The sequence below is a fragment of the Flagellimonas amoyensis genome (assembly GCF_003058265.1).
Classification (GTDB): domain Bacteria; phylum Bacteroidota; class Bacteroidia; order Flavobacteriales; family Flavobacteriaceae; genus Flagellimonas; species Flagellimonas amoyensis.
This window is the reverse complement of sequence record NZ_QBUK01000004.1, coordinates 249,256-270,042: the sequence shown is the minus strand read 5'-3', so window position 1 is coordinate 270,042 and position 20,787 is coordinate 249,256. Positions and strand designations below refer to the sequence as shown.

The following is a 20,787-nucleotide window of genomic DNA, read 5'->3' as shown; positions in this document are numbered from 1 at the left end:
CTTTTTAATATTTTATTGATCCCACCAAAGTTTATCCGAAATCGTGACAGAAGGCACATTTTCCCTGTTGTTGTCAATTTCTGACTGAGCATAGGGGAATCTTGTTGGGATATTGGAAATGACAGCATCAGGATGCAATGCTATAACAGGTAGCCCAGTTCTTCTCCAATCGGCATAAGGTTGGTTTGTTGCAACACCATCTATATATTTTTGTTGGATAATTTTTTCAAGGGTAACTGGGTCACCATTAATGTTTGCATCCAACCAAGCAGTGTTGGCTTCACCAGTAACTCTAAGAACTGAAGCGGCAACAGCATCTTCATATGCCTCTTGCGCGCCAGCCTGTCCTAGTACAAACCTAGCTTCTGCTTCAATGAATTTAAGTTCGGAATAGGTCATCATGGGAACTGATGCAGATGGACCTGCTATATAATCACCAGGCCATGAAGCGGACTCATTCTGACTTCCAATGACACTTCCAACAAATTCTCCATCACCATTTTCTGCAACATAGAATGGTAGCCTAGGGTCATCACTAGCTATAAGAAGGTCTACAAATGTTGATGCCATACGAATATCTGTCCTTTGTTCCATGAATTGGAACAGTGGGTTTCTGTTGGCATCTTCAAAAGGAACTAGAAAATCATCGGCATTGGATGTGAAACCGTTTTGGAGAGCCGCTAGTGCCAATGTATAGGCCTGATTGCCCAATTGATTTGATAATTGTAGGTAGTGTCGAGCCTTTATTGAATTGGCGGCTTTTATCCAATTGTCAATATCTCCTCCAAAACAGACATCTCCTTCTACATCAAGAACGTTGGTAGGGCTGTTTAAATTGGTCAAGGCGTCATCCAACAAAGCGAAAATATTGTTGTAAATAGACTCCTGGGAATCATATATTGGCCTCAAGATATTCTCTGAACCTTTTAAAGCCTCAGAATAAGGGATGTCCCCAAAAAGGTCAGTAGTTATGCCAAGGGTGGTTGCCTGAAGTACTTGAGCAACGCCAGCATAATGAGGGGACTCTTGTCCTTCTGTTTTTGATTTCTCAATAATCAACTGAGAGTTGATCAGCATTGAGGCATAAATTGAGCCCCATACGTTATTTACGTCAGCAGGGGTTAATTGGTACCTAGCTTCAGTATATGCTTGCCTAGAAACCCCGTCAAAGTGTTGGGTCCATATATTGTTGGTCCTTGCCGTATTGTTTCCAACTAGATTATATCCCATTTCTTGTTGAATGGCAGGTAACAATAATTTCATTGGCACATCGGCTGGAGAATCCGGGTCGACATTCAATCCTTCGTCTATCCAATCTGTATTTCTTTCGCATCCTGCAAGAAATACAATAAGGGAACAGAACAAAAGAGTTCTTGCTATATTTTTTATATTATTCCTTTTCATGATTATATTGCTTATAATAAGTTTCATAGGGGAGAGATTTAAAATGTGAGTTTTACGCCCATCAAATAGGATTTTATCCCAGGGCTGTTAAAATAATCCATCCCTTGGGCATTTGAGGCCCCATTAAGACTTGTTTCAGGATCTACACCTTTGTATGGTGTGTCTATCCACAAATTTCTACCAGAAACGTAAATTTGGAGATTATCGATACCCTTCATGATTTCAGGGAAGTCATAGGCCAATGTTACGTCTCTAAGTCTTACCCAATCGGCAGGTTCCATTGCAGCCACTGAAGGACCGCCACCAAAGTTACTTCCGAATCCTTTGAACCAAGCTTCATCCTCAACAACGGGAGTGACATTGGTTACCCCAGAAGATACAGGGTTGCCATCAGAATCCACATGTCCATATACCCCATCAAACACTTTTATGTTTTCTGCGGGGGTTTGGGAGTAATCAATGGCACCTTCGGGGGTGTAGTATACCTCTCTGTTTTCTGTCGCTTTTGAAGTACCAAAGTAATTCATGGCGAAAGCGGTTCCATTGTACATCATACCACCTTTTTTGACATCAATCAAAAAGGAGAGAGATGCATTTTTAAAGCGTATATTGTTTGTCATGTTTGCAGTCCAGTCTGGATTAAAATCGCCAATGGGAACCATCTCTCTCTCATCTGGCATTGGATAGCCATCTCTGTAGCTGTCAGACGGATCGTCGTTAATCAATACATTTCCACTTGCATCTCTATACCAGTCAAAACCAAAGATGCTTCGATATTCAGCGCCTACAACAGCTCTTACCTGTGGTACTGTAAAACCACCCAAGAATACGTTATCTACGCCATCTGCAAGACCGGTCACGACATTGGTGAACTGTGTGAAGTTGGCCAAGAAATCCCATGAAAAATCATTTGTTTTTATTGGTGTAGCATTCAAACTGATCTCTATACCTTTAGATTCCATGCTAGCTGCATTTTGGAACACAGAGGTGAAACCGGAAGAAGGTGCGATTGGAACAGACATCAACAGGTCTTTGTTTATGTTTTCAAAATAAGTGAAGTCAAGACCAATTCTATTGTTTAGGAACCTTAGGTCGACACCAACTTCCCAAGTATCCTGGGTTTCGTGTTTTAGGTTGGGGTTACCTAGGCCATTTTGCACTGCAAAACCTGTTTGTCCTTGGTATGGAAAGTTCACTCCATTTGTCCAGCCATCAGCAGTACCAGCGGCAGAGAAATAATTAGAGGTGTTGTATGGGCCTGCAATGTTTGCAGTACGAGCAGCTGAAGCTCTTAATTTACCATAGCTTAGGATGGAATTGTTTTTAAGTCCTTCCAATTCTGTGAATACAAAGCCTAAGCTGGCCGAAGGATAAAAAGCTGATTGGTTTTGTTGTGGCATTGTTGTTGACCAATCATTACGACCGGTAAATCCAAGGAAAAGCATATCCCAGAAAGATAGCTGTAAGTCACCAAAAACGGCTATGGTACGATAGCTGGATTCACCTGTGCTTGTAGTATTGTTGCTGGAATTGCTCAATTGATAAAAATCAGGTATCTCCAGTCCGGTTGCATCTCCAAAAAGGAAACGGTTGAATGTTTTGTACAAGTTGTTACCTACAGTAAACTGAACATTGAAAGAGTCGGAAACATCAGTGTTAAAGTTGAACAACAAGTCAGAATTGAAAATCCCACTATAGTTTTGATACTCTCCTAAGTATCCTGTAGGCTGAGCCCTTGATCCAATTTTGAATTTGTCGGTATATCTCCTATTGTACCAGTCTACACCACCATTGTAGCTAATGTTGAAGTAATCTGCCACCTCGATATTGAAGTTAATGTTTCCAACAAAACGATTAACATCTTCTTCAAAGGCAATGTTGTTTGCAGTCCAATATGGGTTGTCATACCCTCCTCCATTCCTATAGTTCCTTTGTGTGCCGTCAGGGAACTCATAACCGGCACTGTTGTCAAAAGTTGATGCTGTACGGACTAGACCAAGCATGATACCCGAAACGTTGGAACCTTTTTGAATCTGTGTGGCGCGTGAATTTGTATAGGCCATATCAGCTCCAAAAGTGATTTTATCTGATATTTTAGTGGTGGCGTTCAAGCGCAGTGTTGTTCTACCGAATTCATTGTTGGGGATAACACCTTCTTGTTCTAGATTAGATAGGGAAAAATAGTAGTTGCCTTGTTCGTTCCCGTTGGCAATGCTGAATCTGTTATTGGTGTTTATTCCTGTTTGAAAAAAGTCGTAAGGGTCATAATACTCAGCAGGAGTGCCATTTCCAGTACCTACAGGGACTAATCTTCCTTTAGGGTCCCACATGTAAGTTGGGTCTCCGTCATATTCCAAATCTGCTATTTTAGGCCCCCAAGTGAATTGATTTCCAGACGCCCATGAACCATTGTTTCCTTGTGCAAAGGTTTTTTGCATGGCGGGCACTTGGGTTATTTTGTCAAAGCCGATGGAAGTGTGTAGTTCAATTTTTCGTTGGGATAGGTTTTTACCGCTCTTGGTTGTGATGATGACGGCGCCATTGGCTGCACGTACACCATAAAGAGCCGTGGCGGCACCACCTTTCAATATGGAGATGGATTCAATATCATCAGGGTTGATATCAATAGACCTGTTGGATGTATTTACTCCCCCAACACCACTATTTCCGCCTCCACTTTGAATGGGCATACCATTGACTACATACAAAGGCTGGTTGTTACCTGTGATAGATGCGGAACCCCTTATTGTGATGAAAGTTGAAGCTCCTGCTTCTCCTGAGGAATTCACAATCTGTACACCAGACGTAGTACCAGATAAAGAGTTGACCAAGTCAGCATTAGGTTTGGAGGCAATGGCCTCTGCTTTTACAGTTTGTACATTGTAGCCCAGTTGTTTTTCACTTCTGCTAATACCTACTGCGGTGACAACGACCTCATCCAGAGCTTGAGTGTCCTCTTCCATTTGAACATTGACCACATTTGTGGAGCCAACAGTTCTTTTCGCTGTTTTTTGCCCTATATAAGTATAGAGCAATATTTGACCTTGACTTGCACTGATGACATAGTTTCCGTCAAAATCTGTTTGGGTACCAGTGGAGGTCCCTTCAACAACAATATTGACCCCGGGTAGCGGGAGGCCATTGGCATCCGTGACAGTACCCGTGATCGTTTTGTCCTGTGCAAAGGATATTTGCACAATAAACGCCAATAATAGCGTTAACAATCCATTAAGTTTTGTTCTCATTGTTAAATTATTTGAATTAGCTGATGGCTAAAGTCATAATTTCATGTTAATAATCCAAACTAATTTTACAAAATATTTAAGAAAGTTTAGCTAAATGCAATAAGCTCAAAATGTTTGATATTGATTATTGACTTTGTAATTTTTAGGGGGTGATGTTAATTTAAATGTAAATATGTATCTATAGCCCCACTAAAAAGGGTGTTAAGGTTCATTTTTTTGTTTAATGCATGAATTTTAGGTGTTCATTCTTGAAGATTTGCTTCTAATTCTTGTTAAGTTAAATTTAACATAAACCAAAATCAATCCTTCTGTTATACCTTTAATATATATATATATATATATATATATAGTAAAAAAACAGGGTTGAATGTTTCGATGGGATGGATATATAGGTCGGTCCGAATATTTTTTTTCCTGTTCCGTCAAAATTAACTGGTTAGGATTTGAATTATTCCGAAATATCACTACATTTGCAGCCCTCAAAATGAGGGTTATTCAGTTTTTAAAAGAAATTTAATGCCAACAATTTCACAATTAGTACGAAAAGGAAGGGCCACGATTACCAAGAAGAGTAAATCGGCTGCTTTGGATTCGTGTCCTCAACGAAGAGGGGTTTGTACGCGTGTGTACACCACTACACCGAAGAAACCAAACTCTGCAATGCGTAAAGTTGCAAGGGTAAGGTTGACCAACGGTAAAGAGGTGAACGCTTACATCCCTGGTGAAGGTCACAACCTCCAAGAGCACTCGATAGTATTGGTAAGGGGCGGAAGAGTAAAGGATTTGCCTGGTGTTCGATACCATATCGTTCGCGGTGCGTTGGATACTGCCGGTGTTGCCGGTAGAACACAGCGTCGCTCGAAGTATGGTGCTAAGCGTCCTAAAAAGTAATCAACTTTAAGAAGAAGCGATGAGAAAAAAGCAGGCAAAGAAAAGACCATTGTTGCCAGACCCAAGATTTAACGATCAGCTTGTGACACGTTTTGTGAACATGATGATGTGGGATGGTAAAAAGTCGATTGCATTCAAGATTTTCTATGATGCGATCGATATCGTTGACGAGAAGAAAACGGACGAGGAAAAAACAGCTTTGGAGCTATGGAAAGATGCCCTTTCCAATGTAATGCCCCACGTTGAGGTTCGCAGTAGAAGAGTTGGAGGTGCTACCTTCCAGATTCCGATGCAGATCCGTCCTGACAGAAAGATATCCACTGCCATGAAGTGGTTGATCAATTACTCTAGAAAGCGTAATGAGAAATCCATGGCCCAAAAATTGGCTTCTGAGATTTTGGCTGCAGCCAAAGAAGAAGGCGCGGCAGTGAAGAAAAGAGTAGATACACACAAAATGGCCGAGGCCAATAAAGCATTCTCACACTTTAGATTCTAATCAGTACAATGGGAAGAGATTTAAAATATACAAGGAATATAGGTATTGCAGCTCACATCGATGCTGGGAAAACAACTACTACAGAACGTATTCTTTTCTATACAGGTGTGAGTCATAAAATAGGTGAGGTGCACGATGGTGCGGCCACTATGGACTGGATGGAGCAGGAGCAGGAGCGTGGTATCACCATTACCTCTGCCGCTACAACCTGTACTTGGCAGTTTCCTTTGGAAAACGCACAACCTACACCTGATACCAAAGGATACCATTTTAATATCATCGATACTCCCGGGCACGTTGACTTTACCGTTGAGGTAAACCGTTCCCTTCGTGTGTTGGATGGATTGGTATTCTTGTTCAGTGCCGTTGATGGTGTTGAGCCACAGTCCGAAACCAACTGGAGGTTGGCCGATAACTATAAAGTGCCACGTATTGGATTTGTGAACAAAATGGACCGTCAAGGTTCCAATTTCTTGAACGTGTGCAAACAGGTTCGTGAAATGTTGGGTTCCAACTCCGTGCCGATCGTATTGCCGATCGGTGACGAGGCTGACTTTAAAGGGATCGTTGACTTGGTGAAGAACAGGGCCATTGTGTGGCACGATGACAACTTCGGTTCAACATTTGACGTTATCGACATCCCGGCAGATATGCAGGATGAGGTGAAGGAATATAGGGCGGCTTTGATCGAGGCTGTTGCTGAATATGATGAAAACTTGATGGAGAAATTCTTCGAGGATGAAGATTCCATCACCGAGGAGGAAGTGCATGCCGCTTTGCGTGCTGCTGTTATGGACAGGGCCATCATCCCGATGATCTGTGGTTCATCCTTCAAGAACAAAGGTGTTCAGTTCCTTTTGGACGCTGTTTGCCGTTACTTGCCTTCTCCAATGGATAAAGAGGCCATCATTGGTACCAATCCAGATACGGAAAAAGAAGAAAAAAGAAGACCGGACCCCAAAGAGCCATTTGCAGCTTTGGCGTTCAAGATTGCCACTGACCCGTTTGTGGGACGTTTGGCATTCTTCAGGGCATACTCAGGTCGTTTGGATGCAGGTTCTTATATCTTGAACAACCGTTCAGGAAACAAGGAGCGTATCTCTAGGATCTATCAAATGCACGCCAACAAGCAAAATGCCATTGAGTTTATCGAGGCAGGTGACATTGGTGCTGCTGTTGGGTTCAAGGACATCAAAACGGGTGACACCCTTTCTGATGAAAAGCACCCGATCGTATTGGAGAGCATGCAGTTCCCCGATCCCGTAATCGGTATTGCTGTTGAGCCCAAAACAAAAGCTGACGTAGATAAAATGGGTATGGCTTTGGCCAAATTGGCTGAAGAGGATCCAACCTTCCAGGTGAAAACTGACGAAGCTTCAGGACAGACCATCATTTCAGGTATGGGTGAGCTTCACTTGGATATCATCGTCGATCGTCTTCGTCGTGAGTTCAAAGTAGAGGTGAACCAAGGTCAACCTCAAGTGGAATACAAAGAGGCCCTTACTGCCAAGGCAGATCACAGGGAGGTTTATAAGAAACAGACCGGTGGGCGTGGTAAGTTTGCGGATATCGTATTCTCCATGGAGCCTGCTGAAGAAGGAAAAGTGGGTCTTGAGTTCTCCAATGAAATCAAAGGTGGTAACATTCCTAAGGAATATGTTCCTGCTGTTGAAAAAGGTTTCAGGGAAGCTATGAAGAACGGACCTTTGGCTGGATTTGAGATGGACAGTATGAAGATTACCCTTAAGGATGGTTCTTTTCACCCTGTGGATTCCGATTCATTGTCGTTCGAATTGGCAGCAAGACTTGGTTACAAAGTTGCGGCCAGAGCAGCTAGGGCGGTGTTGATGGAGCCTATCATGAAATTGGAGGTTCTTACGCCTGAGGAAAACATGGGTGATATCGTGGGTGACTTGAACCGTAGAAGGGGTCAAGTGAACAACATGGACGATAGGGCCGGTGCCAAGGTGATCAAAGCTGAGGTTCCCCTTTCAGAAATGTTCGGATATGTGACCTCGTTGAGGACCTTGTCTTCAGGTAGGGCAACATCCACCATGGAATTTTCACACTATGCAGAAACTCCTTCCAATATTGCAGAGGAAGTAATCAAAGCAGCTAAAGGAGTAACCGCTTAATAATTCAGCAAGATGAGTCAAAAAATCAGAATAAAATTGAAGTCTTACGATCACAATTTGGTGGACAAATCTGCTGAGAAGATCGTGAAAACAGTAAAGACAACTGGTGCTGTGGTAACCGGACCCATTCCGTTGCCCACCAACAAGAAGATATTCACCGTTTTGCGTTCACCTCACGTGAACAAAAAATCAAGGGAGCAGTTCGAACTGAGCTCTTACAAGAGATTGTTGGATATCTATAGCTCTTCATCAAAGACCATCGACGCCCTTATGAAGCTTGAGCTTCCCAGTGGTGTTGAGGTTGAGATCAAGGTCTGATAAATTTTAAGTATTGAGTTTTAGGTTGTGAAGTGATTATAGCTTTCAACTTAACACTTAAGACTTACAAAGTACATGTCTCTGACGATGGTCAGGGAAAAACGGAGAAAGAAAAAAATCTGGGTCAGAGCAGAATTCTTTTCTTGACCCAATTTTTTTGCCGAGAAATTGGCGCAAATAAAAAGAGTAATCAATTAATAATTAATAAATATGTCTGGGTTAATAGGTAAAAAAATCGGTATGACCAGCATCTTCGACGAGAATGGAAAGAACATTCCATGTACCGTTCTTGAAGCTGGACCATGCGTGGTTACCCAAGTCAGAACCGAAGAGGTGGACGGGTACAGTGCCCTTCAACTAGGTTTCGATGACAAGGCAGAAAAACGTGCTAACAAGGCCGAAACAGGTCACTTTAAAAAAGCAGGTGCTTCTCCCAAGAAAAAAGTCATCGAATTCCAAGGATTTGAAGGAGAATACAAATTGGGCGATACCGTTGGTGTCGATATTTTCATGGAGGGTGAGTTTGTTGACGTTGTCGGCACATCCAAAGGAAAAGGATTCCAAGGTGTTGTTAAACGCCATGGTTTTGGTGGGGTAGGTCAAGCGACCCACGGTCAGCACAACAGGTTGAGGGCTCCCGGTTCCATCGGTGCCGCATCCTATCCTGCCCGCGTTTTCAAAGGAATGAAAATGGCCGGTAGAATGGGTGGTGATCGAGTAACGGTCCAAAACTTGAGAGTGTTGAAAGTGGTCCCAGAGAAAAACCTTTTGGTTGTAAAAGGATGTGTGCCTGGCCACAAAAATGCATATGTAACTATTCAAAGGTGGGAATAATGAAGGTAGCAGTTTTAGATATCAACGGAAAAGAAACCGGAAGAAAGGTAGACCTTTCTGACGACGTTTTTGCGATAGAGCCCAATCAGCATGCCATCTATTTGGATGTGAAGCAATATTTGGCCCATCAAAGACAAGGTACGCACAAAGCCAAGGAAAGGGCCGAGATTGCAGGTAGTACACGTAAGATCAAAAAGCAAAAAGGTACCGGTACCGCAAGGGCTGGTAGCATCAAATCCCCAGTTTTCAGAGGTGGTGGTAGAATCTTCGGTCCTAGGCCAAAAGACTACACCCAGAAACTGAACAAAGGGCTTAAGCGTTTGGCCAGAAAATCTGCCCTTAGCCTCAAGTCCAAGGAGAACGCTTTGGTGGTTGTGGAAGACTTCAACTTCGAAGCGCCTAAGACCAAGGATTTTGTTGCTTTCCTTACTTCTTTGGGCATCGACAATAAAAAGTCCCTGATAGTGTTGGGTGATACAAATAATAACGTATATTTGTCGTCGCGTAATTTGGAACGTTCCGAAGTTGTAACTAGCTCACAATTAAATACTTACAATATAGTTAACGCTAAGAGTCTAGTATTGACAGAGAGTGCTTTGGAAGGAATTGAATCGAATCTAAAGAAATAAGAGCATCATGAGTGTGTTGATAAAACCGATCATTACGGAAAAAATGACTGCTGACAGCGAGCTTTTCAATCGCTATGGTTTCTATGTTGAGCCTAAGGCCAACAAGTTGGAAATCAAGGAAGCAGTAGAGGCTACTTATGGTGTTTCAGTGGAAAAAGTGAGGACTATGAACTATGGTCCTACACGTAAGAGCCGCTATACAAAAACAGGTATCCAGCATGGTAAGACCAATGCCATGAAAAAAGCGATCGTAGATGTTGCTGAAGGAGATATCATTGATTTTTACAGTAATCTATAAAGACGAGAAATGTCAGTTAGAAAATTAAAACCGATAACCCCTGGTCAGCGTTTTAGAGTAGTGAACGGATTTGACGCGATCACTACTGATAAGCCGGAGAAAAGCTTGCTTGCTCCGTTAAAAAAGACAGGTGGTAGGAACAGTCAAGGAAAAATGACCATGCGCCATAGAGGTGGAGGTCATAAAAGAAGATATCGTATTATCGATTTCAAAAGGGACAAACAGGGAGTGGATGCCACAGTGGCCTCTATCCAGTACGATCCCAACAGAACTGCATTCATCGCCTTGGTGGAATATGCTGATGGTGAGAAAAGATATGTGATTGCCCAAAACGGGATGCAAGTGGACCAAAAGATAACTTCTGGTACCGGTTCTGCCCCCGAAATTGGAAATGCCTTGCCTTTGGGTGAGATTCCATTGGGTACCATTATTTCCTGTATTGAACTTCGACCAGGTCAAGGAGCCATTATGGCGCGTAGTGCCGGTACTTTTGCCCAGTTGATGGCGAAGGACGGTAAATTCGTTACCATTAAGCTTCCTTCTGGAGAGACCCGTATGATCTTGGCTACTTGTTTGGCCACCATCGGAGCGGTTTCCAACTCCGACCACCAATTGTTGGTGTCTGGTAAAGCTGGTAGAAGCAGATGGTTGGGTAGAAGACCAAGAACAAGACCAGTAGCCATGAACCCTGTCGATCACCCAATGGGTGGTGGTGAAGGAAGGGCTTCCGGAGGTCACCCAAGATCTAGAAACGGTATTCCTGCAAAAGGTTACAGGACCCGTTCCAAGACCAAGGATACCAATAGATATATCATCGAACGTAGAAAGAAATAAAAGAAAAAGGAAATGGCACGTTCATTAAAAAAAGGACCATACGTTCATCATAGCTTGGAGAAGAAAGTCCAGGTTAATATAGAATCAGGTAAGAAAACAGTTATCAAAACATGGTCTAGGGCCTCTATGATAACCCCGGATTTTGTGGGACAGACCATCGCGGTACACAACGGAAAACAATTCGTTCCGGTTTATGTTACTGAGAACATGGTAGGACACAAGCTTGGAGAATTTTCACCTACGCGATCTTTCCGAGGTCACGCAGGAGCCAAAAACAAAGGTAAAAAGTAAGTAAGCTATGGGAGTTCGTAAAAGACAAATGGCCGAAAGGTTAAAGGAAGAAAAAAAGCAACTTGCTATTGCAAAGCTTAACAATTGCCCTACATCTCCAAGAAAGATGCGTTTGGTAGCTGACTTGGTAAGGGGAAAACAAGTGGAATTGGCATTGGCCATTCTAAGGTTCAACTCTAAGGAGGCATCCAGGAAACTGGAAAAGCTGTTGCTTTCCGCCATCGCCAACTGGGAAGCCAAGAATGAGGACGCCAGCATCGAGGATGCGGATCTTTATATCAAGGAAATCCGAGTGGATGGAGGAACCATGTTGAAACGTTTGAGACCCGCTCCCCAAGGAAGGGCCCATAGAATCAGAAAACGTTCCAACCATGTGACCATGATCGTGGAATCCAATAACAACGTTCAAAGCTAGAAAATAGAATATGGGACAGAAGACCAATCCAATAGGAAATCGCTTAGGAATTATCAGAGGATGGGAATCCAACTGGTACGGAGGAAACGATTACGGCGATAAGCTGGCTGAGGATGATAAAATAAGAAAGTACGTTCATGCGCGTTTGGCCAAGGCCAGCGTGTCCAGAGTGATCATTGAAAGGACTTTGAAGCTGATCACCATTACCATTACCACGGCAAGACCTGGTATCATCATCGGTAAAGGTGGGCAAGAGGTGGATAAACTTAAGGAAGAGCTTAAGAAGATCACCAACAAAGAGGTCCAGATCAATATCCATGAAATAAAGAGACCGGAGCTTGATGCCAATTTGGTCGCTGCCAGTGTGGCAAGACAGATCGAGAGCAGGATTTCATACAGAAGAGCCATCAAAATGGCGATTGCAGCTGCAATCCGTATGAATGCCGAAGGAATCAAGATCCAAATCTCAGGACGTTTGAACGGTGCCGAGATGGCGCGTTCCGAGTCCTACAAAGAAGGAAGGATTCCATTGTCCACTTTCCGTGCCGATGTGGATTACTCACTACAGGAAGCCCACACTACCTATGGTAGATTGGGAATCAAAGTGTGGATCATGAAAGGAGAGGTCTATGGAAAAAGAGAACTTTCCCCATTGGTAGGATTGTCCAAGGCTCAAGGAACAAAAGGCGGTAAACAAGAAGGTGGCAAAAAACCACGCCGTAGAAAGTAATAAGATAAAGTAAGGTAAGATGTTACAGCCAAAAAGAACAAAATTTCGTAAGACCCAGAAGGGACGTATGAAAGGTATATCCCAAAGGGGGCACCAACTTTCCAATGGAATGTTCGGTATCAAATCCATGGATTCGCATTTCATTACTTCCCGTCAAATCGAGGCTGCGCGTATTGCTGCAACTAGGTACATGAAAAGACAAGGCCAGTTGTGGATCAAGATATTCCCGGACAAGCCCATCACCAAAAAACCTCTTGAGGTTCGTATGGGTAAGGGTAAAGGTGCTCCAGAATACTGGGTGGCCATCGTGAAGCCAGGTAGGATCATGTTCGAGGTAGCCGGGGTTCCTTTGGATGTTGCCAAGGAAGCAATGAGGCTAGCGGCACAAAAGTTGCCGGTAAAGACCAAGTTTATCGTAGCAAGGGATTATTCCGCCTAATTTTTTAATTGGAGAAGAAAGATGAAACAATCAGAAATAAAAGAACTTTCAATTGAAGAGCTAAAGGAGAAGTTGGTCGAGTTGAAAAAACAACACGCCGACCTTAAGATGGCACATGCCATTACTCCTTTGGAAAATCCTTTACAGATCAGAAAGACGAGAAGGACGGTGGCAAGACTTGCGACAGAATTAACAAAAAGGGAATTACAATAATTGGTTCTGCCTTATGGAAAACAGAAATTTAAGAAAAGAAAGAATAGGCGTTGTTACCAGCAACAAAATGGAGAAATCTATTGTGGTTTCTGAGGTAAAACGAGTGAAGCACCCCATGTACGGGAAATTCGTTTTGAAGACCAAGAAGTATGTAGCCCACGATGAGAAGAACGATTGCAACGAAGGTGACACCGTTAAAATAATGGAAACAAGACCATTGAGCAAAACAAAATGCTGGAGATTGGTCGAAATCCTTGAAAGAGCTAAATAATTATGGTACAACAAGAATCAAGATTAAAGGTTGCGGACAACACAGGTGCAAAAGAAGTTTTGACCATCCGCGTACTGGGAGGAACCAAAAGAAGGTATGCTTCCCTAGGTGACAAGATTGTTGTGTCCGTCAAGGAGGCAACTCCAAACGGTACTGTAAAGAAAGGTTCTGTTTCCACGGCCGTTGTGGTACGGACGAAAAAGGAAGTAAGAAGACCAGACGGCTCTTACATCCGTTTCGACGACAACGCCTGTGTATTGTTGAACGCTGCTGGCGAGATGAGGGGGACCCGTGTTTTTGGTCCTGTTGCAAGAGAGCTTAGGGACAGACAGTTCATGAAGATTGTTTCATTGGCGCCCGAAGTGCTATAAAAGAAATATCAGAGAGATGAAGTTGAAAATCAAAACAGGGGATACGGTAAGAGTAACGGCAGGCGACCACAAAGGTAGCGAAGGCAAAGTGCTCGTAGTGGACCGCGAAAAGAACAAGGCCATCGTGGAAGGCATCAATATGGTGTCCAAACACGAAAAGCCAAGTGCAAAGAACCCTCAAGGAGGCATAACAAAAAAGGAAGCTCCCATACACATTTCCAACCTTTCCTTGATCGACCCTAAGTCTGGCGAAGCCACAAGGGTAGGTTATGAAGTAAGGGATGGCAAGAAAGTAAGAGTCTCCAAAAAATCCAATGAAGTAATTTAGTCATGAGTTACATCCCAAGATTAAAGCAAGAATACAAGGAGCGTGTAATCAAAGCGCTGACCGATGAGTTTGGTTACAAGAACGTAATGCAGGTTCCAAAGTTGGAAAAGATAGTTGTGAGCCGAGGAGTTGGTGCCGCTGTGTCCGACAAAAAGCTCATAGACCATGCTGTGGACGAATTGACCAACATTACAGGTCAGAAAGCCGTTGCCACCATTTCCAAAAAGGACGTTGCTACCTTTAAATTGAGAAAAGGAATGCCCATTGGGGCAAAAGTGACCCTAAGGGGAGAGCGCATGTACGAATTTTTGGATAGATTGATCACCACAGCCCTTCCAAGGGTACGTGATTTCCAAGGAGTGAAAGCTACCGGTTTTGATGGTAGGGGCAACTACAACTTGGGCATCACCGAGCAGATCATCTTCCCAGAGATCAATATAGACAGGATCAACAGGATCAATGGAATGGATATCACCTTCGTTACTTCTGCCGATACTGATAAAGAAGCAAAATCATTGTTAACCCAATTGGGAATACCCTTTAAAAAGAACTAGTATGGCCAAGGAATCAATGAAAGCCCGTGAGAGAAAAAGGGCGAAAATGGTTGAGAAGTATGCCGAGAAAAGAAAGGCACTGAAAGAGGCCGGAGATTATGAGGCACTTCAGAAGTTGCCAAAGAATGCATCTCCTGTACGTATGCACAACCGTTGCAAATTGACCGGAAGACCAAGGGGATACATGAGAACCTTCGGGATATCAAGGGTTACATTCAGGGAAATGGCCAACCAAGGCCTTATACCAGGTGTTAAAAAGGCAAGTTGGTAATTTAGACAAAGAAAAGAAATGCTTACAGATCCAATTTCAGATTATCTGACCAGAATTAGAAATGCCAGCAAGGCAGGTCATAGGGTAGTGGATATTCCCGCTTCCAATCTTAAGAAACAGATTACCAAAATATTGTTCGATCAAGGCTATATTTTGAGCTACAAGTTCGAGGAGGACCAAGTACAAGGGAACATCAAAATAGCCCTTAAGTATGACAAATCCACCAAGGAGCCCATCATCAAGAAGTTGCAAAGGGTGAGTAGGCCCGGTCTTCGAAAGTATGCATCATCTGATGAGCTTCCAAGGGTCTTGAACGGTTTGGGTATTGCCATCGTGTCCACTTCCCATGGAGTGATGACCAGCAAGCAAGCCAAGCAAGAGAACGTTGGTGGCGAGGTATTGTGCTACGTATATTAATAGAGAAAAGAGAAAAAAAATGTCAAGAATAGGTAACAATCCAATTACAGTTCCAGATGGCGTCACCGTAGAGGTGAAGGATGCCGTGGTGATTGTAAAAGGAAAATTGGGAGAACTTTCCCAGGATTTCTCGGAAGTTGATGTAAAGTTGGAAGATGGAACCGTAGTAGTGGAAAGACCATCAGATTCCAAAGAGCACAAAGCAAAGCACGGACTATACCGAGCTCTTGTGGCCAATATGATCAAAGGTGTTTCTCAAGGATGGACCAAGCAATTGGAACTTGTTGGGGTTGGATATAGGGCCAGCAACCAAGGACAGAAATTGGACCTTGCCCTAGGATTCTCACACAACATCGTCATGGACATCGCTCCAGAGGTGCAAATTGAGACCATCTCCGAAAAAGGAAAGAACCCCATTGTGAAACTAACATCTCATGACAAACAATTGGTAGGGCAAGTAGCCGCCAAGATCAGAGGTTTCCGTAGGCCAGAGCCCTACAAAGGAAAAGGTATCAAGTTTGTAGGTGAGCAACTAAGAAGAAAAGCAGGTAAATCAGCTTAATGATATAAGACTATGGGATTATCTAAGACTGAAAGAAAATTACGCATCCGAAGAAGAATACGCAAAGTATCCTTCGGAACTGAAACAAGACCAAGATTGTCCGTTTTCAGGAGCAACAAGGAAATATATGTCCAGTTGATCGATGACAACAAAGGGGTTACCCTTGCAGCTGCATCGTCCAGGGACAAAGGTGTTGACGCGAATGGATCAAAATCCGATGTGGCCACTGCCGTTGGTAAGGCCATTGCCGAAAAAGCCCTTAAGCTTGGTGTGGACACCGTGTCTTTTGATAGGGGAGGAAACCTATACCACGGAAGAGTAAAATCATTGGCTGAAGGAGCTAGGGAAGCAGGACTAAAATTCTAATAAGAGCTATGTACCAAAATTATAAGAACGTAGAGATTGTTAAGCCAGGTGGACTGGAGTTGAAAGACCGTTTGGTTGGAGTACAAAGGGTTACCAAGGTAACAAAAGGGGGTAGGGCCTTCGGTTTTTCTGCAATTGTTGTGGTTGGTGATGAAAACGGAGTTGTTGGACATGGTCTTGGCAAATCTAAAGAAGTTGCAACCGCTATTGCAAAAGCAATCGAGGACGCCAAAAAGAACTTGGTCCGTATTCCTTTGAACAAAGCCACACTTCCCCACGAACAAAAAGGGAAGTACGGAGGTGCAAAGGTTTATATCCAGCCAGCTTCCCATGGTACCGGAGTGATCGCCGGTGGTGCGGTTAGGGCCGTACTTGAAGCAGTTGGTGTACACGATGTATTGTCAAAGTCACAAGGTTCATCCAATCCCCACAACGTGGTAAAGGCAACTTTTGATGCCCTACTGCAATTGAGGAGCGCCGATACCGTGGCAAAACAAAGAGGCATTTCTTTGGAAAAAGTCTTTAAAGGATAAACAAGAGGATATTATGTCAAAGATTAAGGTAAAACAAGTAAAGAGCGCCATCAAAAGGCCACAGAACCAAAAAAGGACTTTGGAGGCCCTTGGACTGCGCAAGATCGGGCATGTTGTTGAACACGATGCAACGCCTAATATCCTTGGAATGATAAATAAGGTAAAACACTTGGTTTCCACAGAGGAAGCCTAAAAATATAACGGCACATGGATTTACATAATCTTAAACCAGCGGAAGGCGCTGTTCACAAAGAAGGAAAACGTGTAGGAAGAGGAGAGGGCTCTGGAAAAGGAGGGACCTCCACCCGTGGACACAAAGGAGCCAAAGCTAGATCTGGATATTCCAAGAAAATTGGTTTTGAAGGAGGTCAGATGCCTTTGCAAAGAAGGGTTCCCAAGTTTGGTTTCAAGAACATCAACAGAAAGGAATACAAAGCAGTCAACTTGGCCAAACTTCAGGAATTGGCGGACAATGCCGGTGTGAAGAACGAAGTTACATTGGACACGTTGATCGCGAACGGATTGGCGCACAAGAACGATTTGGTCAAGATTTTGGGCAATGGAGAGTTGAAAGCGTCCCTAAAAGTATCCGCACATAAATTTAGTGCTTCCGCAAAAGCTGCCATCGAGGCTGCCGGAGGTGAGGCAATAAGTTTATAAGTAAGTATAGCATGAAGAAATTTATCGAGACCATATCAAATATCTGGAAAATTGATGAGCTGAGACAGCGCATCATCCTTACGCTCGGCCTATTGTTGGTTTACCGTTTTGGTGCCCAGGTCGTGCTTCCCGGTATTGATACTGCCCAATTGGCCCAATTGGCCTCCCAAACCGATTCGGGTATTTTGGGGATTCTTAATGCTTTCACAGGAGGTGCTTTTGCCAATGCTTCCGTATTTGCATTGGGGATCATGCCCTACATTTCTGCATCCATCGTGGTACAGTTGATGGGAATCGCCATCCCTTATCTGCAAAAATTGCAGAAAGAGGGAGAAAGCGGCAGAAAGACCATCAACCAGATTACACGTTGGTTGACCATCGGTATCTGTATTGTACAAGCACCTGCCTATTTGTACGGTCTTGGAGCTTTGGGAGTGCCGGACAGTGCCTTTGTATTGGGTAAAGGATTGGATTTCATCATCCCTGCCGTAATCATCTTGGTGACCGGATGTGTGTTTGCCATGTGGTTGGGTGAGAAGATCACGGACAAAGGTATCGGAAACGGTATTTCTCTGTTGATCATGGTCGGTATCATTGCCACCATGCCACAATCCTTCGTACAGGAGTTCATCTCCAGGACCACGAACAATACCGGAGGTATCATGTTCATGTTGATAGAGGTGATCGTATGGTTCTTGGTAATCTTGGCCAGTGTACTATTGGTCATGGCCGTGAGACAGATACCTGTACAATATGCCAGAAGAACTGCTTCTGGAGGTTATGAAAAGAACATCATGGGAGCTAGACAGTATATCCCATTGAAATTGAACGCTTCCGGGGTAATGCCCATCATTTTCGCCCAGGCGATCATGTTCGCACCAAGTTTGTTGGGAAGAACGTTCAACAATACCGCAGTGGGACAGTGGATGGAAGTCCAGTTCGCAGATATCTTCGGATTGGCCTATAACATCCTGTTCGCTGTATTGATCATCATCTTTACCTATTTCTATACGGCCATCACCGTGCCTACCAATAAAATGGCAGATGACCTAAAAAGAAGTGGCGGTTTCATACCCGGTATCAGACCAGGGAAAGAAACTGGGGATTATTTGGACAAGATCATGTCATTGATCACCTTGCCAGGATCTATTTTCTTGGCGTTGTTGGCCGTGTTGCCCGCATTGGTGGTCAAGTTGATGGATGTGCAGGCAGGCTGGGCCCTGTTTTACGGTGGAACATCGCTGTTGATCATGGTTGGTGTGGCCATTGATACGGTACAACAAGTCAATTCCTATTTGTTGAACAGACATTATGATGGCTTGATGAAAACCGGAAAAAATAGAAAAGTAGCATAACCCTATGGCAAAGCAGTCAGCAATAGAACAAGACGGGACTATCATTGAAGCATTGTCAAACGCAATGTTCAGGGTAGAACTGGAAAACGGGCATGTCGTTACAGCGCATATCTCAGGAAAAATGAGGATGCACTATATCAAATTGCTCCCAGGGGACAAAGTAAAGTTGGAAATGAGTCCATACGATTTAACAAAAGCAAGAATTACTTATAGATACTAATTACGATGAAAGTAAGAGCATCAATAAAGAAGAGGAGTGCCGAGTGTATAATAGTACGCAGAAAAGGCAGATTGTACGTAATCAACAAAAAGAATCCTAGATTTAAACAAAGACAAGGGTAGTTATGGCAAGAATTGCAGGTGTAGATATACCTAAACAGAAGCGTGGCGTTATTTCACTTACCTATATTTTTGGAATAGGTAAAAGCAGGGCGCAAGAGATTTTGAAGATGGCCCAAGTAAGTGAGGATACCAAGGTATCCGATTGGAACGATGACGAGATCGGTAGGATCAGGGATGCCGTTTCCACTTTCACCATCGAAGGAGAGCTCCGCTCAGAGACACAGATGAACATCAAGCGTTTGATGGACATCGGTTGTTACCGTGGAATTCGTCACAGAGCTGGACTGCCACTTAGGGGACAACGTACCAAGAACAACTCTAGGACCAGAAAAGGAAAACGTAAAACAGTTGCCAACAAGAAAAAAGCAACTAAATAATAAAACATAGTCATTAGTCTTTAGACGTTAGAAGAATCTGTTTGAAATGTAAAAGTCTAGGATTCCAATAACTAAGAGCTAACAACTAGAAACTAAAAGATATGGCAAAGGCAAATACAAAAACAGCTACCAAAAAGCGCAAGGTGATCGTAGAATCTACCGGAGAAGCGCACGTAGTAGCATCTTTCAACAACATCATCATCTCCCTGACCAACAAGAAGGGCGATGTGATCTCTTGGTCCTCAGCAGGAAAAATGGGTTTCCGCGGATCCAAAAAGAACACTCCCTATGCCGCTCAGGTGGCAGCAGAGGATTGCTCCAAGGTAGCCCACGAAGCTGGATTGAGAAAAGTGAAGGTATATGTAAAAGGACCAGGTAACGGTAGGGAATCCGCTATCCGTTCCATCCACAATTCAGGGATCGAGGTTACCGAGATCATCGACGTGACCCCACTACCACACAACGGTTGTAGACCTCCCAAAAGAAGAAGAGTTTAATCAAGTATAATCATAATGGCCCCAAAAGGGTCTTCACCGAAGGCGCAGTTAGATTATCGAAGGATAAGCCTTAATTCATAATCGCGCTTTCCAAATTAAAGAAGATGGCAAGATACACAGGACCAAAAACAAAGATCGCTAGAAAGTTTGGAGAAGCGATTTTCGGGGATGACAAATCCTTTGAAAAGAAAAATTACCCTCCAGGACAACACGGGAACAACAGACGTCGCGGCAAGAAATCAGAATATGCCGTGCAGTTGATGGAAAAGCAAAAGGCCAAATATACCTACGGTATTTTAGAGCGTCAGTTCCGTAACCTGTTTGCAGAGGCCAAGAGAAAAGAAGGAGTTACCGGTGAGGTATTGCTCCAGTTGTGCGAATCCCGCTTGGACAACGTAGTCTACAGGATGGGAATCTCCCCTTCAAGAAGGGGCGCACGCCAGTTGGTCTCCCACAGGCACATCACTGTAAACGGTGACGTAGTGAACATTCCTTCATACAAGTTGAAAGCAGGTGACGTGGTAGGTGTAAGGGAAAAATCAAAATCCGTTGAATCCATCGTAGATTCATTGGCTGCCAATAGTTCCGTTTATGAGTGGATCACTTGGAATTCTGAAAAGAAGGAAGGTACTTTCGTATCTGTTCCACAAAGAATCCAGATTCCCGAAAACATCAAGGAGCAGCTGATCGTCGAATTATACTCTAAATAAG

The 20,787-nt window shown here is 43.5% G+C and carries 32 protein-coding genes; 30 read left to right on the top strand and 2 right to left on the bottom strand.

Translation table 11 applies throughout. The features are described from left to right. Nucleotides 1-12: 12 nt before the first annotated feature. Both DB398_RS07600 and DB398_RS07595 read right to left on the bottom strand, forming a co-directional pair. Complete coding sequence (locus DB398_RS07600; protein ID WP_108423778.1) at nt 13-1,431, bottom strand: SusD/RagB family nutrient-binding outer membrane lipoprotein; 1,419 nt, start codon at nt 1,429-1,431, stop codon at nt 13-15. Between the two features lie 11 nt (nt 1,432-1,442). Then, a complete protein-coding gene (locus tag DB398_RS07595; RefSeq protein WP_108423777.1) occupies nt 1,443-4,649 on the bottom strand; it encodes a SusC/RagA family TonB-linked outer membrane protein in 3,207 nt (1,068 codons plus the stop codon). A 516-nt stretch (nt 4,650-5,165) separates the two neighbouring features. Between DB398_RS07595 and rpsL the strand changes: the two genes are divergently transcribed. The 30 genes from rpsL (at nt 5,166) to rpsD (ending at nt 20,786) form a co-directional block, all read left to right on the top strand. Beyond that, nucleotides 5,166-5,540, top strand: coding sequence for a 30S ribosomal protein S12 (gene rpsL / locus DB398_RS07590; RefSeq protein ID WP_013305196.1), 375 nt, complete (start codon nt 5,166-5,168; stop codon nt 5,538-5,540). A gap of 19 nt (nt 5,541-5,559) precedes the next feature. Then, nucleotides 5,560-6,036 (top strand): 30S ribosomal protein S7, encoded by a 477-nt coding sequence (rpsG, locus tag DB398_RS07585; RefSeq protein WP_072881223.1) that lies wholly within the window; start codon nt 5,560-5,562, stop codon nt 6,034-6,036. Nucleotides 6,037-6,044: 8 nt separating this feature from the next. Next, nucleotides 6,045-8,171: an elongation factor G gene (fusA, locus tag DB398_RS07580; RefSeq protein ID WP_108423776.1), complete on the top strand. Its 2,127-nt coding sequence runs from the start codon at nt 6,045-6,047 to the stop codon at nt 8,169-8,171. Nucleotides 8,172-8,183: 12 nt separating this feature from the next. Next, a complete protein-coding gene (rpsJ, locus tag DB398_RS07575; RefSeq protein ID WP_010519396.1) occupies nt 8,184-8,489 on the top strand; it encodes a 30S ribosomal protein S10 in 306 nt (101 codons plus the stop codon). 210 nt (nt 8,490-8,699) lie between these two features. Continuing rightward, nucleotides 8,700-9,323 (top strand): 50S ribosomal protein L3, encoded by a 624-nt coding sequence (gene rplC / locus DB398_RS07565; RefSeq protein WP_108423774.1) that lies wholly within the window; start codon nt 8,700-8,702, stop codon nt 9,321-9,323. Then, nucleotides 9,323-9,952 carry a 50S ribosomal protein L4 gene (gene rplD, locus DB398_RS07560; protein WP_108423773.1) on the top strand — a complete coding sequence of 210 codons (630 nt, stop codon included), beginning with the start codon at nt 9,323-9,325 and terminating at the stop codon, nt 9,950-9,952. The genes rplC and rplD overlap by 1 nt, the downstream gene beginning before the upstream one ends. Nucleotides 9,953-9,959: 7 nt before the next feature. Beyond that, nucleotides 9,960-10,250 (top strand): 50S ribosomal protein L23, encoded by a 291-nt coding sequence (gene rplW, locus DB398_RS07555; protein WP_072881232.1) that lies wholly within the window; start codon nt 9,960-9,962, stop codon nt 10,248-10,250. Between the two features lie 9 nt (nt 10,251-10,259). Continuing rightward, nucleotides 10,260-11,084, top strand: coding sequence for a 50S ribosomal protein L2 (rplB, locus tag DB398_RS07550; RefSeq protein WP_108423772.1), 825 nt, complete (start codon nt 10,260-10,262; stop codon nt 11,082-11,084). Nucleotides 11,085-11,096: 12 nt separating this feature from the next. Beyond that, on the top strand, nt 11,097-11,375 hold the full coding sequence (gene rpsS, locus DB398_RS07545; protein WP_108423771.1) for a 30S ribosomal protein S19: 279 nt from the start codon (nt 11,097-11,099) through the stop codon (nt 11,373-11,375). Between the two features lie 7 nt (nt 11,376-11,382). After that, the gene (gene rplV, locus DB398_RS07540) at nt 11,383-11,790 is read left to right on the top strand and encodes a 50S ribosomal protein L22 (protein WP_108423770.1); all 408 of its coding nucleotides are present in this window, start codon (nt 11,383-11,385) and stop codon (nt 11,788-11,790) included. 10 nt (nt 11,791-11,800) lie between these two features. After that, nucleotides 11,801-12,520, top strand: coding sequence for a 30S ribosomal protein S3 (gene rpsC, locus DB398_RS07535; RefSeq protein WP_108423769.1), 720 nt, complete (start codon nt 11,801-11,803; stop codon nt 12,518-12,520). 19 nt (nt 12,521-12,539) lie between these two features. Then, nucleotides 12,540-12,959, top strand: a complete 420-nt coding sequence (gene rplP, locus DB398_RS07530) for a 50S ribosomal protein L16 (protein ID WP_108423768.1) — start codon at nt 12,540-12,542, stop codon at nt 12,957-12,959. Between the two features lie 21 nt (nt 12,960-12,980). After that, nucleotides 12,981-13,172 (top strand): 50S ribosomal protein L29, encoded by a 192-nt coding sequence (gene rpmC / locus DB398_RS07525; protein ID WP_072881243.1) that lies wholly within the window; start codon nt 12,981-12,983, stop codon nt 13,170-13,172. 13 nt (nt 13,173-13,185) lie between these two features. Then, a complete protein-coding gene (gene rpsQ, locus DB398_RS07520; protein WP_014032003.1) occupies nt 13,186-13,443 on the top strand; it encodes a 30S ribosomal protein S17 in 258 nt (85 codons plus the stop codon). Between the two features lie 2 nt (nt 13,444-13,445). Then, nucleotides 13,446-13,814, top strand: a complete 369-nt coding sequence (gene rplN / locus DB398_RS07515; RefSeq protein WP_072881245.1) for a 50S ribosomal protein L14 — start codon at nt 13,446-13,448, stop codon at nt 13,812-13,814. A gap of 16 nt (nt 13,815-13,830) precedes the next feature. Next, nucleotides 13,831-14,142 (top strand): 50S ribosomal protein L24, encoded by a 312-nt coding sequence (gene rplX / locus DB398_RS07510; protein ID WP_072881247.1) that lies wholly within the window; start codon nt 13,831-13,833, stop codon nt 14,140-14,142. Nucleotides 14,143-14,144: 2 nt separating this feature from the next. Next, a complete protein-coding gene (gene rplE / locus DB398_RS07505; protein ID WP_072881249.1) occupies nt 14,145-14,696 on the top strand; it encodes a 50S ribosomal protein L5 in 552 nt (183 codons plus the stop codon). A 1-nt stretch (nt 14,697) separates the two neighbouring features. After that, nucleotides 14,698-14,967 carry a 30S ribosomal protein S14 gene (gene rpsN / locus DB398_RS07500; protein WP_108423767.1) on the top strand — a complete coding sequence of 90 codons (270 nt, stop codon included), beginning with the start codon at nt 14,698-14,700 and terminating at the stop codon, nt 14,965-14,967. Between the two features lie 18 nt (nt 14,968-14,985). Next, complete coding sequence (gene rpsH, locus DB398_RS07495; protein ID WP_108423766.1) at nt 14,986-15,384, top strand: 30S ribosomal protein S8; 399 nt, start codon at nt 14,986-14,988, stop codon at nt 15,382-15,384. Between the two features lie 19 nt (nt 15,385-15,403). Beyond that, nucleotides 15,404-15,946, top strand: a complete 543-nt coding sequence (rplF, locus tag DB398_RS07490) for a 50S ribosomal protein L6 (RefSeq protein WP_108423765.1) — start codon at nt 15,404-15,406, stop codon at nt 15,944-15,946. A gap of 12 nt (nt 15,947-15,958) precedes the next feature. Continuing rightward, a complete protein-coding gene (rplR, locus tag DB398_RS07485) occupies nt 15,959-16,312 on the top strand; it encodes a 50S ribosomal protein L18 (protein ID WP_108423764.1) in 354 nt (117 codons plus the stop codon). Nucleotides 16,313-16,320: 8 nt separating this feature from the next. Beyond that, complete coding sequence (gene rpsE, locus DB398_RS07480; RefSeq protein ID WP_072881260.1) at nt 16,321-16,845, top strand: 30S ribosomal protein S5; 525 nt, start codon at nt 16,321-16,323, stop codon at nt 16,843-16,845. Nucleotides 16,846-16,858: 13 nt separating this feature from the next. Continuing rightward, nucleotides 16,859-17,038, top strand: a complete 180-nt coding sequence (gene rpmD / locus DB398_RS07475) for a 50S ribosomal protein L30 (RefSeq protein ID WP_072881262.1) — start codon at nt 16,859-16,861, stop codon at nt 17,036-17,038. Between the two features lie 14 nt (nt 17,039-17,052). Further along, nucleotides 17,053-17,505 carry a 50S ribosomal protein L15 gene (gene rplO, locus DB398_RS07470; RefSeq protein ID WP_108423763.1) on the top strand — a complete coding sequence of 151 codons (453 nt, stop codon included), beginning with the start codon at nt 17,053-17,055 and terminating at the stop codon, nt 17,503-17,505. An 11-nt stretch (nt 17,506-17,516) separates the two neighbouring features. Then, on the top strand, nt 17,517-18,860 hold the full coding sequence (gene secY / locus DB398_RS07465; protein WP_108423762.1) for a preprotein translocase subunit SecY: 1,344 nt from the start codon (nt 17,517-17,519) through the stop codon (nt 18,858-18,860). 4 nt (nt 18,861-18,864) lie between these two features. After that, nucleotides 18,865-19,080: a translation initiation factor IF-1 gene (gene infA, locus DB398_RS07460; protein WP_008239515.1), complete on the top strand. Its 216-nt coding sequence runs from the start codon at nt 18,865-18,867 to the stop codon at nt 19,078-19,080. A gap of 5 nt (nt 19,081-19,085) precedes the next feature. Continuing rightward, nucleotides 19,086-19,202, top strand: a complete 117-nt coding sequence (gene ykgO / locus DB398_RS07455) for a type B 50S ribosomal protein L36 (RefSeq protein WP_014166264.1) — start codon at nt 19,086-19,088, stop codon at nt 19,200-19,202. A 2-nt stretch (nt 19,203-19,204) separates the two neighbouring features. Beyond that, complete coding sequence (gene rpsM, locus DB398_RS07450) at nt 19,205-19,579, top strand: 30S ribosomal protein S13 (protein WP_072881268.1); 375 nt, start codon at nt 19,205-19,207, stop codon at nt 19,577-19,579. A gap of 101 nt (nt 19,580-19,680) precedes the next feature. Further along, the gene (gene rpsK / locus DB398_RS07445) at nt 19,681-20,076 is read left to right on the top strand and encodes a 30S ribosomal protein S11 (protein ID WP_108423761.1); all 396 of its coding nucleotides are present in this window, start codon (nt 19,681-19,683) and stop codon (nt 20,074-20,076) included. Between the two features lie 104 nt (nt 20,077-20,180). Further along, nucleotides 20,181-20,786, top strand: a complete 606-nt coding sequence (rpsD, locus tag DB398_RS07440) for a 30S ribosomal protein S4 (RefSeq protein ID WP_108423760.1) — start codon at nt 20,181-20,183, stop codon at nt 20,784-20,786. Nucleotide 20,787 lies beyond the last annotated feature (1 nt).